The 14,206-nt window shown below is 38.3% G+C and carries 11 protein-coding genes and 1 tRNA gene; 2 read left to right on the top strand and 10 right to left on the bottom strand.

Annotated elements, in window-relative coordinates:
* The 3 genes from AC07M3_RS12265 to AC07M3_RS12255 form a co-directional block, all read right to left on the bottom strand.
* Positions 1-72 (bottom strand) — tRNA-Asn (locus tag AC07M3_RS12265).
* Between the two features lie 146 nt (positions 73-218).
* The gene (sodB, locus tag AC07M3_RS12260; protein ID WP_003650584.1) at positions 219-845 is read right to left on the bottom strand and encodes a superoxide dismutase SodB; all 627 of its coding nucleotides are present in this window, start codon (positions 843-845) and stop codon (positions 219-221) included.
* A 145-nt stretch (positions 846-990) separates the two neighbouring features.
* Positions 991-1,749: a Nif3-like dinuclear metal center hexameric protein gene (locus AC07M3_RS12255; RefSeq protein WP_209734064.1), complete on the bottom strand. Its 759-nt coding sequence runs from the start codon at positions 1,747-1,749 to the stop codon at positions 991-993.
* A gap of 194 nt (positions 1,750-1,943) precedes the next feature.
* Here AC07M3_RS12255 and AC07M3_RS12250 point away from each other — a divergent pair, with 194 nt between their 5' ends.
* Complete coding sequence (locus tag AC07M3_RS12250; RefSeq protein ID WP_004643516.1) at positions 1,944-3,119, top strand: S1C family serine protease; 1,176 nt, start codon at positions 1,944-1,946, stop codon at positions 3,117-3,119.
* A 43-nt stretch (positions 3,120-3,162) separates the two neighbouring features.
* Here AC07M3_RS12250 and AC07M3_RS12245 read toward each other — a convergent pair whose 3' ends face one another.
* The 6 genes from AC07M3_RS12245 to ahcY all read right to left on the bottom strand — a co-directional run bounded on the left by AC07M3_RS12245 (position 3,163) and on the right by ahcY (position 13,023).
* Positions 3,163-4,401 carry a multifunctional CCA addition/repair protein gene (locus tag AC07M3_RS12245; protein ID WP_494567417.1) on the bottom strand — a complete coding sequence of 413 codons (1,239 nt, stop codon included), beginning with the start codon at positions 4,399-4,401 and terminating at the stop codon, positions 3,163-3,165.
* A gap of 91 nt (positions 4,402-4,492) precedes the next feature.
* Entirely contained in the window at positions 4,493-6,763 is a 2,271-nt protein-coding gene (locus AC07M3_RS12240) for an NADP-dependent malic enzyme (RefSeq protein WP_003650593.1), read from the bottom strand.
* A 237-nt stretch (positions 6,764-7,000) separates the two neighbouring features.
* Positions 7,001-9,853 carry a putative bifunctional diguanylate cyclase/phosphodiesterase gene (locus AC07M3_RS12235; RefSeq protein ID WP_494567416.1) on the bottom strand — a complete coding sequence of 951 codons (2,853 nt, stop codon included), beginning with the start codon at positions 9,851-9,853 and terminating at the stop codon, positions 7,001-7,003.
* 135 nt (positions 9,854-9,988) lie between these two features.
* The gene (locus AC07M3_RS12230; protein ID WP_307011595.1) at positions 9,989-10,711 is read right to left on the bottom strand and encodes a 16S rRNA (uracil(1498)-N(3))-methyltransferase; all 723 of its coding nucleotides are present in this window, start codon (positions 10,709-10,711) and stop codon (positions 9,989-9,991) included.
* 18 nt (positions 10,712-10,729) lie between these two features.
* On the bottom strand, positions 10,730-11,566 hold the full coding sequence (gene metF, locus AC07M3_RS12225; RefSeq protein WP_004643512.1) for a methylenetetrahydrofolate reductase [NAD(P)H]: 837 nt from the start codon (positions 11,564-11,566) through the stop codon (positions 10,730-10,732).
* 74 nt (positions 11,567-11,640) lie between these two features.
* Positions 11,641-13,023: an adenosylhomocysteinase gene (ahcY, locus tag AC07M3_RS12220; RefSeq protein ID WP_494567415.1), complete on the bottom strand. Its 1,383-nt coding sequence runs from the start codon at positions 13,021-13,023 to the stop codon at positions 11,641-11,643.
* 223 nt (positions 13,024-13,246) lie between these two features.
* On the opposite strand from ahcY, the gene AC07M3_RS12215 reads away from it, so the two are divergent.
* Entirely contained in the window at positions 13,247-13,783 is a 537-nt protein-coding gene (locus AC07M3_RS12215) for a cysteine peptidase family C39 domain-containing protein (RefSeq protein WP_494567414.1), read from the top strand.
* Positions 13,784-13,821: 38 nt separating this feature from the next.
* On the opposite strand, the gene AC07M3_RS12210 is transcribed toward AC07M3_RS12215, so the two are convergent.
* Complete coding sequence (locus AC07M3_RS12210; protein WP_000043120.1) at positions 13,822-14,205, bottom strand: carboxymuconolactone decarboxylase family protein; 384 nt, start codon at positions 14,203-14,205, stop codon at positions 13,822-13,824.
* Between the last annotated feature and the right edge of the window lies 1 nt (position 14,206).

The raw sequence follows: 14,206 nt of genomic DNA, 5'->3' as shown, positions 1-14,206 counted from the left end.
TCTCCAACCTGGGCTCGAACCAGGGACCTGCGGATTAACAGTCCGTCGCTCTACCGACTGAGCTATTGGAGAATCTGATGCGCATTTTATGGATGAAATCTAAAAGCGTCAATAAGAATATTAAAGAAAATGAATCGTTTGCTTGATTAATATGCTTTTAAGGTACTAAAAATAAAAAAACCACCCCAAATAGGGTGGTTTTTTATAAAGAAATAAAATTATTTCTCTACACCAGCTGGTTGACCTGCAAGTTTTGCATTCGCATAGTCCCAGTTCACAAGGCTTTCTAAGAAAGTTGCGATGTATTTAGGACGTAAGTTACGGAAATCGATGTAGTAAGCATGTTCCCATACGTCAATTGTTAATACAGCAATTTGACCATGTGCAAGTGGAGTGTCTGCATTAGAAGTTTTAGTAATAGATAATTTACCGTTTACTTCATCAGCAACTAACCAAGCCCAGCCTGAACCGAATTGAGTTGTTGCAGCAGCAGCAAATTCTTCTGCAAATTTTTCGTAGCTACCAAAAGCTTCTTCAATTTTAGCAGCGATTGCGCCAGTAGGCTTACCACCACCATTTGGCTTCATAGAATTCCAGTAGAATGTATGGTTCCAAACTTGAGCAGCGTTATTGAAAATACCAGCTTTAGATGCATCACCAGCAGTTGCTTTAATGATTTCTTCTAAAGTTTTACCTTCAAGGTCAGTTCCTTTGATTAAGTTGTTTAAGTTAACAACATAGGTATTGTGGTGTTTATCGTGATGGTATTCTAAAGTTTCTTTACTAATATGTGGCGCTAAATCATCATAGCCATATGGAAGTGCAGGTAAAGTAATGGTTGTCATGTTCCTATTCCTTGCATTTGCTGGGTTATACAATTAAGTGGCTCTATTGTAAATGATTCTGTTCACAATAGGGCATCGTTTTAAAGAACTATACACAATAAAGATCTAATTAATACGCATAACACAGATTGAAAAAAAGACTTAATTAAATCGGATTATTCAATTCAAAATATTCGGCTTCAATTGCAAACTGCTTTGAAATTGCTTGGGCTAAACGTTGAACTCCATAACGTTCGGTTGCATGATGACCACATGCAAAATAGTGAACTCCTAATTCTTTTGCTTCATAGAAAGTTCGTTCACTGACTTCGCCTGAAATATAAGCATCGCAATTTTGCAAAGCCGCTTTAGCAATAAAATCTTGAGCACCGCCAGTACAGAAACCTACTTTTTGAATGCTTTGCTTCTCGGCTGGTAAATGAATCACTTTAAAATCAAAGCTATCTTGTAATTTTGTTTTAAACTCTTCAACAGAAACAGCTTGCTCTAAATATCCAATATTTCCAATTGGATGTTTTTCGGCTAAATCGAGTGGTTCTAAATGGTGTAAGCCCAATTTTTCTGCAATGGCTACATTGTTACCCAAACTTGGATGTGCATCTAAAGGTAGGTGATAAGCCACGAGTGAAATATTATTTTGAATCAGCTTTTTAATGCGGTTACCGCGCATTCCTGTAATTGGGTACGGTTCGCCTTTCCAAAAATAACCATGATGTACGAGTAATAGATCAGCATTCTGAGCAATAGCTGCATCAATCGCATCTTCGGAAGCAGTAACGGCACAAACGATACGTTTTACTTCAGTTGAACCTTCAATTTGCAGGCCATTTGGTGCGTAATCTTTAAATTCTGCTGCTTTTAAGGTTTGATCGCACCACTGAATAATTTCATGCAAATTCGCCATGATATTTCCTGAATTGAGTAGTAAATAATTGCTAAAGCTATAGAAACATATTTTGTTGTGTAACTAAAGCTAGACAAATCTTTTTTGAGTTTTTTATGTATATCGACATATTTAATTTAAAATGCTTAACTGAAAACTCTTTTTGTTCAATATATTAATTTAATTAAAAGCTTCTTTGCGTAGAGGATATGAACGTGCGCCGCACCTTTACATGGTTACCTTGGGTGTTACTTATTATTGTAATTGCCAGTTTTATTGCATGGCAAAAATACCATCAGCCGAAACCAACTGTTGCAGTTGATGGGGTGCAAATGCCTGCCGAAAAAGTTGAACCACTGGTTGATACTTCACGAGCGGGTGGGGTGGTGTCTTATAGTGCTGCGGTAAAAGTTGCAGCGCCGGCAGTTGTTAATATTTTTACGACCCAGAAAGTTAAACAAAATCATCCATTGTTAAGTGATCCCGTATTCCGCGAATTTTTTGGAAATCAGGTTCCTGAACAACAACAGCAAAATGAAAATAGTTTAGGCTCTGGGGTTATTGTTCGTGCTGATGGTTATATTCTTACCAATAATCATGTGATTGCCCAGGCCGACCAAATTGTAGTTGCATTGCGTGACGGACGTCGTGCAGAAGCAACTATTGTTGGAACAGACCCTGATACGGATTTAGCCGTAATTAAAATCGATTTAGATAAATTACCCGTGTTGCCATTTAAGCTCAGCGGTAATGAAGTGGGTGATGTTGTCTTAGCAATTGGTAATCCATTTGGAGTAGGGCAAACGGTAACTCAAGGTATTATTTCTGCCACTGAGCGCTCTGATTTAGGCATCAATACCTATGAAGATTTCATTCAAACAGATGCTGCAATTAACCCTGGTAACTCAGGCGGAGCTTTAATTGATGTCGCTGGTAACCTAATTGGGGTAAATACCGCTATTTTCTCGCAGTCAGGCGGCTCTTTAGGTATTGGTTTCGCAATTCCAGCTAAAATTTGCCAACAAGTATTAAACTCGATTTTGAAAGATGGTCGTGTTGTACGTGGATGGTTGGGCATTAGTCTAGTACCGCCTACACAAGAAGATGTATTAGCACCAAAACAACAAATTGGTGTGGTCGTTGCTGATGTTTTGAAAAACGGTCCAGCAGCATCTGCGGGCATTAAAGTTGGTGATAAAATTATTCAGGTGAATAATGAATCAATTACCTCAGCTTCTCATTTGATTAATTACGTTGCATTACAAGCGCCTAATAGCGAAATTAATGTGGTGGTTGAGCGAGCTGGGAAGCAAGAAAACTTTGTGGTAGCAGTTGGGGAAAGAAAAAACCAAAATACTCAATCTCAATATATACCACTGCCTAAACAGTAAAAACAAAAAAGCCTCGTAATGAGGCTTTTTTTATTGGCTTAAATTAAGAATGTGTGGGTGTTTGATGTTGATGTTTGAAGGCAGTTAAAGCATCAATGCGACATTGAATTAACATTTCACCAATTTCAGCACCCTTAATATTCTCGGGTAAGTCCTGAACTTTAATAGAGCGAACCACTTGCATCGCATCTAACATATACTGAGCTTGAGGATAAGGACGATCTTCTAAACCTAGTCTTCCTCTAGCATCACACTCACATGCCTGTACAAAAGCTTCCACTCTCTCAGGGCGACGTAATACATCTAAACGCTGTAATAAACGCCATACCGTTCCGGGTTTTAACGACATAATCTGATGACATTTTAGATGTTCTTTACACACCGATAATGCCAACTGTCGAGTTTGAGTGGGAACCTTTAAACGTTCACATAATTCGGTAACGGGTTTCACTCCACGCTCTTCATGCATGATATGGCGAGGAAGTTCATCTATAGGCGTTAATGCTTTACCCAAATCATGTACTAAAACAGCAAACCGAACATCAAGCGAGTAGTTTGACTTACACGCTTGCTGTAAAGACATTAGGGTATGTATGCCGCAGTCTACTTCTGGGTGATATTCTGGACGCTGTGGTACACCAAACAAAGCGTCGATTTCAGGGAAAAGATGTTTTAAGGCACCGCAATCACGTAGTGTCTGAAAATAAATATCTGCATGATCTTCTAAAAGCGCACGTGAAGTCTCTTTCCACACACGTTCTGGTGTTAAGGCGTCGAGTTCACCTGATTCAGCCATTGTTTGCATCAATTGTAAGGTTTCAGATGCAATATGAAAGCCATATGAAGAATATCGAGCTGCAAAGCGTGCCACACGTAAAACACGTAAAGGATCTTCAGCAAAAGCTTCTGAAACATGTCGTAAGGTTTTATTTTCTAAATCAGTCTGACCACCATAGGGGTCATATATTTTGCCATCTTGATCCATTGCTATGGCATTGATGGTTAAATCACGGCGAATTAAATCTTCTTCTAAACTTACAGTGGTATCGGTAAAAAACTGGAAACCGTGATAGCCCTTACCGGACTTTCGCTCAGTACGTGCAAGTGCATATTCTTCTTTAGTTTTAGGATGAAGAAACACAGGAAAATCTTTGCCTACAGGTTGAAAACCTTGGGCGAGCATATGTTCAGGCGTTGCTCCGACCACAACATAATCTTTTTCTTGATAGGGATGCCCAAGTAGAGAATCTCGGACGGCACCGCCTACTAAATACACTTGCATGAAAAAACCTCTATTCTTCAAGCAATCATGCTACAGAATAGAGGTTTTCTCAAGTCATTAGACAGGCTTTTCGTAAAAAGCTCTTTCTAAATTACTTTTCTTGTTGTTGGATTTCAGCAACAGTTAAAGCAGTCATATTGATAAGACGACGAGTCGTTGCTGTCGGTGTCAAAATATGAACAGGTTTTGCTGCGCCAAGCAAAATTGGACCAATAGTAACGTTGTTACCAGAAGTCGCTTTCAACAAGTTAAATGAAATATTTGCTGCATCTAGGTTTGGCATAATTAGCAAGTTTGCAGAACCTTTAAAACGTGAACCAGGGAATGCAAATTGACGAATATTTTCGTCTAATGCTGCATCACCATGCATTTCACCTTCAACTTCAAGCTCAGGAGCTTGCTCAGATAAAATACGATAAACTTCACGCATTTTTTGAGCGCTTGAATCAGTTTGGTCGCTACCAAAACTTGAGTGAGAAAGCAGTGCTACACGTGGAGTAATACCAAAACGACGTACTTCTTCAGCTGCCAAAATAGTCATTTCAGCAAGTTGTTCAGCAGTTGGGTTAGTGTTTACATAGGTATCTGCAATAAATAAATTACGATCTTCAAGCATTAATGCATTTAACGTGAAGAAGTTGTTCATGCCTTCTTTAAGACCGATAACATTGCGTACAAAGTCAAGGTGAATGTTATAGCTACTGTAAGTACCACATAACATACCGTCTGCTTTACCGAATTTAACCAGTAGAGATGCAATTAAAGTTGAACGGCGACGAGCTTCACGTTGAGCATATTCAACAGTGATGCCTTTGCGTTGCATTGTTTGATAGTAGTCTTTCCAAAACTCTTCATACATCGGGTTTTGTTCTTGATCTACAATCTCAATATTTACGCCATGTTGTAAACGTAGGCCTAATTTTTTGATATTTGCTTCAATTACAGCCGTACGACCTACTAAAATTGGTTTAGCTAAATCTTCATCAACAGCAATTTGTACTGCACGTAATACGCGCTCGTCTTCACCTTCAGCATATGCAATGCGTTTTGGATCAGCTTTTGCTTGAGCAAAGATTGGTTTCATCAAGAATGCAGAGTTATATACAAACTCAGACAATTTTTGACGATACACAGCGAAATCTTCGATAGGACGAGTTGCTACGCCTGAGTCCATTGCAGCTTTAGCAACAGCTGGCGCAATTTCTAAAATTAAACGTTGGTCAAGTGGACGTGGAATTAAATAGTCACGACCAAATGAAGCAGATTTTTCACCATAAGTTGCTGCATCAGCTTCTACATGAGCCATCCGCGCAATTGCATGTACACATGCAATTTTCATGTCTTCATTAATCGTAGTTGCACCAACATCAAGTGCGCCACGGAAAATGTATGGGAAACATAATGCGTTGTTTACTTGGTTTGGATAGTCAGAACGACCAGTTGCCATAATGACGTCAGAGCGTACTTCATGTGCATGTTCAGGTAAAATTTCTGGATCTGGGTTTGCTAACGCAAAGATAATTGGATTCTCAGCCATCTGTTTCACCATTTCTTTGGTGAGAATACCAGCAGCAGAAAGACCCAAGAACATATCAGCGCCAGTCATTACTTCATGAAGCTGAGATGCTGTAATATCTTGAACATAACGTTTTTTAGATTCGTCTAAGCCTTCGCGAGAAGTCGTTAATAGACCACGAGAATCGGCAACAATAATATTTTCTTTTTTAGCACCAAGCGCACAAAGCAAGTCTAAACATGAAAGTGCTGCTGCACCTGCACCTGAAGCTACGATTTTGATTTCATCAATTTTCTTATTTACAAGTTGCAATGCATTGAGCAAAGCTGAACCTACAATAATACTTGTACCATGTTGATCGTCATGGAATACAGGAATTTTCATGCGTTCACGAAGTTTCTTTTCGATATAGAAACATTCTGGCGCTTTAATATCTTCGAGGTTGATACCACCGAAAGTTGGTTCAAGAGAGGCAACAATATCTACGATTTTATCTGGATCGTTTTCTGCAATTTCGATGTCAAATACGTCAACACCAGCAAACTTCTTGAAGAGAACGCCTTTACCTTCCATTACAGGTTTAGAAGCCAATGGGCCAATATTACCTAAACCAAGAACAGCAGTACCGTTAGTGACTACAGCAACCAAGTTTCCGCGTGCTGTATATTTAGCAGCAGTAGAAGGATCACGTTCAATCTCTAAACATGGCGCAGCAACTCCGGGTGAGTAGGCTAGAGCCAAATCTCGTTGGTTGACAAGTTGCTTACTTGGGGTGACGCTGATTTTCCCTGGGTTTGGATATTCATGGTAATTTAAAGCGGCCTGTTTTAAAGATTGATCGTCCATCTGAGTCTCTATTTGATACAAAAAAGCAAACTAGTCAAATCACTCATTCAGGGGAAGGCAACTCGGTTCTTTTACTATGCTTTAATTTTTACCAATTAAGAGAATAGTAGACGAATTGCCAATAGCCCTGTAGTGAGCTAAATGCTAAAGAATATAACACTACTTCTTTATTTCTCACAGTCAAAAACGCTCATTTTTGGAAAAAGCAGCGTATGTAAAAATAGTCTGTGAGAACTATTAAGAAATAGGCGAATTTGTTTGTAGATAAGGGATAATCTGCTCAGCCGGTATAGGACGACTAAAGAAATAGCCTTGTAAAAAATCACATTGCTGTTTTTGTAGATAGGCAACTTGTTCCTCTGTTTCTACACCTTCGGCAACCAGTTTAAGCCCCATACTTTTACCCATCGCAATCATGGCATTTACAATGGCTTCTTGTTTGTGATCACCAATTTTAGAAATAAATGCTCGGTCAATTTTTAATACATCAATTGGGTATTCTGTCAGATATGCTAAAGAGGAATAACCTGTACCAAAGTCATCAAGAGCAATTGAAATATCTCGTTGTTTTATTGCATGCAATAAGGTTTTTACATTATCCGTGTTATCTAAGAGCGCGGATTCAGTAATCTCAAGTTCAAGATCTGAACCTTGAATATGATATTTCTGCAAAATTTCATCAATATCATTGAGTAATAAGCCTCGATGTATTTGCTGGGCAACAATATTCACTGAAACTTGAATGTTTGTGTAGCCTTGGCTTTTCCATTCTTGTAATTGTTTTCCAACTTTATCTAAAACGACTTTACCAATATCCGAAATCAGGCTACTGCGCTCAGCAAATGGTATAAACATATTTGGCATGACTAATCCTTTTTCGGGATGTTGCCAGCGAATTAATGCTTCAAAACCAATAACTGAATGATCGAGTAGACTAATTTTTGGTTGGTAATAAACAACAAATTCATTATTTTGAATGGCTTTACGTAACTCTTGCTCTAAATCGGCAGATTTATATGAGTGAGTTGTTTGATTGCAATAGTAAGAAATGGTATTGCCTCCTAAGCGTTTTGCTTCTGAAAGTGCTTGTTCTGCATGATTGTTTAGATGATCAATTTGTCGTCCATGCTCAGGAAAGCATGCTACGCCAATAGATGCCGTAATAAAATATTCTTGATTATCAATATAAAAAGGGGCATTGAGTGCCTGCAAAATATTTTGGCAATATTGCTCAATATTTGGATGAATTGGAGAAATTTCATAAATGATTGCAAAATCGTCACTATTTAAATAGGCAACCAAAATTGCATTAATATTGATTAAGCGTAACCGTTGTGCAAACTGTTTAAGAAGTTCATCACCACTATCATTATTTAAAAATTCATTAAAAGCGCGAAAACGGTCGATATTTACTCGTATCAATGCTAAGTTTTTAATGTTATATGATGGATTTACAAGGTATTGATGAAGTTGGTTGTAATAGTAAAGACGATTAGGCAAGTGAGTGAGACTATCGTAATTTTTTAAGTAAGATAGATGCTGTTCCTGACGTTTTTGCTCAGAGAGGTCTCGTGCAAATCCAATATAATTTGTAATTTGATTGAACTCATCTTTGACCACATTGATGTGTAACCACAAATATACGCTTTTGCCAGAACTAAACTTTTCGTCAAATTGGCCCATATATTCTCCGGTTTCGAGGAGCTGTTGGGTAATTGAACTATGAAATTGTTGTTGGAGTTCTTTTTGATTAATTGTAATGCTAAACAACTCTTTATTTAGGAGTTCTGTTTTAGAAAATCCAGTTAATTTCTCATAGTAAGGGTTAATATCAATATAGTTCAGGTGTTCATCTAAAATAAATATGCCTTCTGCAGCTTGCCCAAGCACAATTGCCGAGAGTCTTAAGTGTTCTTGATCTTTTTTCTCTTGATGTATATCTCGGGTCATACCAACCATACGAAGCGCTTTTTGTGTTTTGGGATCTCTTGTAATGACACGACCTACATCTTGAATCCATCGCCATGAACCATCTTGACGTAAGATTCTGAAATTGATATTAAAATGATCTGTAATTCCTTCTAAATGTTGTTTCAAGCGCTCATCAAAAAGTTTTTTATCGCTCGGATGTATGCGGTCTAAAATGCTATTGAGATAAATAACGGTCGTTTGAGTTTGTTTTTGTTGATCGAAAAAAGTAATTTCTAGTTTTTGATTTTCAATATCCCAGTCCCATGGCCGAATTCCAGCCGTTTCATGTGCAAAAGCTAAATTGTAGTGATGGCTTTCGAGTTGCTCATTCATTTTTGTGAGATCGTAAGTGCGTTCACGTACCTTTTGCTCAAGTAAGTGGTTATTAAATTGGAGCTGGGCTTCAATATCTTTCGATTTATTCACTTCTTGTTGAAGCTGGACACATAACTCTTCAGCCCATTGTGTATGTTGATCAGAAATTTGAACGAGCTGTTTATTTTTTAATAATAGTTTAGAAATCTTTTGATAGTTACGTTGAGTTGCGTATGCGCAGAGTACTGTAGCCACGAAAGTTAAATTATAGGCAAAATAAAAAGGTAGCTGAGTAATGGGCGTATGCGTAAATTGAGCGATCAATAGGGGTGATGTACTTGGAATAAATAAAAGATAAAAGTATCGAGGTTGTTGCGTTAAAAAAGTAAGACCAATGATATGAGCAGAAGTGATAAACAAGGCAATTAAAATATGAGCATCTGGTAGCGAAACCAACTCTGGTGGAAGATAAAAATGAATAACCGTAACGTTTATCCCAATTAAGATTCCTGAAATAAAACAAATACTTTGTAAGATAAGATCAGCTTTTTTAATAAAATTAATAGTGCGGTAGTAGATTAAAATATTTGGAACAAATAATAGGCAAGTAAAAGATGCAATAGTAAGGCCAAGAGACCAGCTAAATGTTGTTATTGAAGATGAAAAATAATAAGAAAAAATAGCATATGAGATCAGACATAGCAGTATTAAGCTAATCAAATACCAACGTATATATTGAATTGAAAGTTTTAGCTGCTCAATTTTTGTTTGATGCTGTAAATATTCTTCCTGAAGCCCGGACATAAGATTTTTCTATCCTATTTTTTTTACATATATACAGAAAGAATCTGATTTATCAGTGATAAAGAATTTGAAATTTTATTCATACAATAAAAGTAAATTAACTTTAAATAACGATTTAATCAATGTTCAATGAACTTAGCTGGATAAAAATCGATAATTTAAAATAGATAAGGCAACGACAGGCGCAGTTTCTGTACGTAAGACACGGTCACCAATACACCAATTCATAAAACCAGCTTGATTGGCTTGAGTAATTTCATTTTCACTTAAACCGCCTTCTGGTCCAATCAATAAGGCAAGTTCAGGTTGGATGCCAGCTAATACATCTTTTTGTTCTTTTTCTGGTGCTAAAACAAATTTTGATTGAGGAAGTTCAGAGGAATTTAACCATTCGTTAAGAGAAATAGGCGCTAATACTTCTGGAACTAGGTTTAATCCACATTGTTCACAAGCAGCAATTGCAACAGCTTGCCAGTGATCTAATTTTTTTTGATCTCGGTCGTATTTTAAGCGCATTTCACAGCGCTCACTTGTGAGTAACTGAATTTGACTTACTCCAAGTTCAGTTGCTTTCTGAATGGCATAATCCATTCGGTCACCTTTACTCATGACCTGACCCAGAACAGCTTTAAATGGGGCGCTACGGTTATTAGGGTTAAAATTTTCAATCGTGACAAATGCATTTTTTTTATTAATTTCGGTCAGTGTCGCGAGATATTCGCCACCTTGACCATTAAAGAGAGTAGCTTGTTCTTGTAATTGTGCACGTAAAACACGCACCCAATGATGAAATACTGTTTCTGTCAGTTGAATTGTTGAGCCAACTGTAAGTTCAGTTTCGATAAAAAAACGATTCATTGGGTACGCCTTACAAAATTAATTTAAACCAAGATCAACGACGAGTTGACGAGTTGGTTCGACTTGATTCATTGAATAGAAATGTAAGCTTGGTGCACCACCTGCGATCAAGCGTTCACATAGCTTCACAACAACTTCATGACCAAAAGCTTTAATACTCTCACTGTCATCGCCATACGCTTGTAATTGCTTACGGATCCAGCGAGGAATTTCTGCACCAGTACCATCAGCAAAGCGAATTAAGTTGCTGGCATTGGTAATAGGCATGATGCCAGGAGCTACCGGAATATTAACGCCAGCTTTTTCTAAGCGCTCAATAAAATAAAAGTATGAGTCTGGATTAAAGAAGAATTGAGTAATTCCTGCATTAGCGCCAGCTTGTACTTTTTCAATAAAACGTTGGATATCTGAATCAAGGTTCTCAGCTTGAGGGTGCATTTCTGGATAAGCTGCAACTTCAATATGAAAATGATCACCTGAATGCTGACGAATGAAACGTACTAAATCTTGAGCATAAGGAAGTTCGCCAAGTCCGACTTGACCAGACGGTAAATCACCCCGTAAAGCGACAATACGGTTAATGCCTTGCGCTTTATAGAGGTCGAGTAGCTCAGCAATACGAGCTTTATCATCACCAATACAAGAAAGGTGAGGAGCAACTGGCGTACCTTTGCCATTGAAATCATCAATAGCAGCAAGAGTACGTTCGCGAGTAGAACCACCAGCGCCATAAGTAATCGAGAAGAAATCTGGATTTAAAGGTTGTAATTCTTGATGAACAATACGAAGTTTTTCAGCACCGGCATCAGTTTTCGGTGGGAAAAATTCAAAAGAAATAGGTATACGTTTAGTCATGTCAAATCCTTGTAAACAGCGAAACAATATTTTTAGAAAAAAGGGCATTCGGTTCACCGTCTGCCCTTAAGTTCTTAGTATTTGTAAGCGTCAGACTTGAAAGGTCCCTCAACAGCAACACCTAAATAGCCGGCTTGCTCTTGAGTTAATTGAGTAAGTACACCACCGAAACCTGCAACCATTGCCGCAGCAACTTCTTCGTCAAGTTTCTTAGGAAGAACTTCTACACGAATTTTTGCAGCTTTTTCGTTTGCAGGAAGGTCAGCAAATTTCTCTTGGAATAAGTGAATTTGACCTAACACTTGGTTAGCAAAAGAACCGTCCATCACGCGTGATGGGTGACCAGTTGCATTACCTAGGTTTACAAGGCGACCTTCAGAAAGAAGGATAAGGTAGTTATTTTCGTCTTCAGAACGATAAACTTGGTGAACTTGTGGCTTAACTTCAACCCACTTGTAACCACGTAAATAAGCAGTATCAATTTCTGTGTCGAAGTGACCGATGTTACATACAACTGCACCAGCTTTTAAGCTATCTAACATTGCAGCATCACATACGTGGTAGTTACCAGTAGTAGTTACAACAAGGTCAGTGTTGCCAAGTAAGTCTTGGTTAATATCTTCTTTTTTGCCTGTTTGTACGCCGTTTTTGTATGGAGATACAACTTCATAGCCGTCCATACATGCTTGCATTGCACAAATTGGGTCAACTTCAGTTACACGAACGATCATGCCTTCTTGACGTAAAGATTGAGCTGAACCTTTACCAACGTCACCATAACCGATCACAAGCGCACGGCGACCAGACAAAAGCATGTCAGTTGCACGTTTGATTGCATCATTTAATGAGTGACGGCAACCATATTTGTTGTCGTTTTTAGACTTAGTAACAGAGTCATTTACGTTGATTGCAGGTACTTTCAAAGAACCGTCTTTCCACATTTCGATAAGACGTTGAACACCTGTTGTGGTTTCTTCAGTAATACCGTGAATGCGTTCTAAAAGCGCAGGATATTTGTCATGAACAAGAGCAGTTAAGTCACCGCCATCATCCAAGATCATGTTGGCATCCCAAGGTTGACCATTAACATTGATTTGTTGTTCTAAACACCATACATATTCTTCTTCAGTTTCACCTTTCCAAGCGAAAACTGGAATACCGCGAGCAGCGATTGCAGCAGCAGCATGGTCTTGAGTCGAGAAAATGTTACATGAAGTCCAACGAACTTCAGCACCTAATTCAATAAGCGTTTCAATAAGAACCGCTGTTTGAATGGTCATGTGGATACAACCAAGAATTTTTGCGCAAGCAAGTGGTTTAGATGCTGCATAACGTTTGCGTAAACCAATTAAAGCTGGCATTTCTGCTTCAGCAAGTTTGATTTCTTTACGACCGTAATCAGCAAGTGAGATGTCAGCAACTTTATAATCTGTAAATGAAGCATTAACCGCGTTCATCAGGATCTCCTAGGGAAAAAATAGTATGGATCATTCTGTTCGCGGATGCCGTTGTTGGTTAAAAACGAGCGTTTAACCGATTGTCGAGCCTGGCAAATTGATCTTTAGTGCCGATCACTTGTCGCAGCATCCCTCGACTAGCGAAACATTGTACTTGGAAAAGCTTTTAGTGCCAATCCAGTTTTGTTTATTATCTGCTTAATTACGACTTTAGATTTAAATTATGGCCTTAAATATTCCCGAATCTTTGGCAAACCTCGAAGCGAATAGCGGTGTTTTTGCGGTTTGGATGGTACTTCGGCATCATGGGGTTCAAATTGATATTTCCGAGCTGATTCAAATTTGTCGATATGATGAAGACGGCACTTATACAATTGCCTTGGCTGTTGCTTTAAAGAAATTTGGGTTTGAGGTGTCATTTCATTCGGATAAAGACCCAAATATTAGCCCAAGCGAACGCATGAGTTATAAAGAAGCAAATGTATTGAAAATACCAACGAGCCCAGCGTTAAGCTATCAGGATATTCAAGTTGAAATTCAAAACGGGAAAATGATCATAGTCTATTACGACACTTTAGAAGGTATCGGAAATCAGTCACTCATTTATTCTATAGATCAAAATGAAATCTGCTTTTTTGATAGTTTTGAACCAATGTCAGCGGCAGTCTTTGAAAAGCAACGTCAAGTGGAAGGGATTTGTCGTCAGGCTATCGTGATTGATGATCGTAATTTTCAGATGCATTCAATCAAATTGAATTAGACAAAAAAGAGCCAGTAGCTTGCTGGCTCATATTAAAGTTATTTTTGTTGATATTCTTGAATCACCTCTAAAGCCGCTCGAAAGGCTTCTTGAGTAGCAGGGGCACCGCAATATGGCAGACTATGCAATAACGTTTCTTGAATTTCTTCAACTGTACAACCATTGTTGAGGGCGCCGCGAACATGGCCTTTGAGTTCTGTTGGTGACTTAAGTGCGGTTAACATTGCCAAAGTAATTAATGAACGATATTTACGCGGTAGCACACCTTCACGCTGCCAAGTTGAACCCCATGCATGTTCATTAATCCAGTCTTGCAATGGCTGAGTAAATGGTACCGTATTCTCTTGCGCACGTTTTACAAAAGCTTCTCCCATCACTTCTGTGCGAACTTTTAATCCATTTTCGTAATCTTGCTTAGACATT

Source organism: Acinetobacter sp. GW821-FHT09D10 (assembly GCF_059416285.1).
Note: the sequence above shows the minus strand (reverse complement) of the source record. Positions and strands in the feature narration are given on the sequence as shown.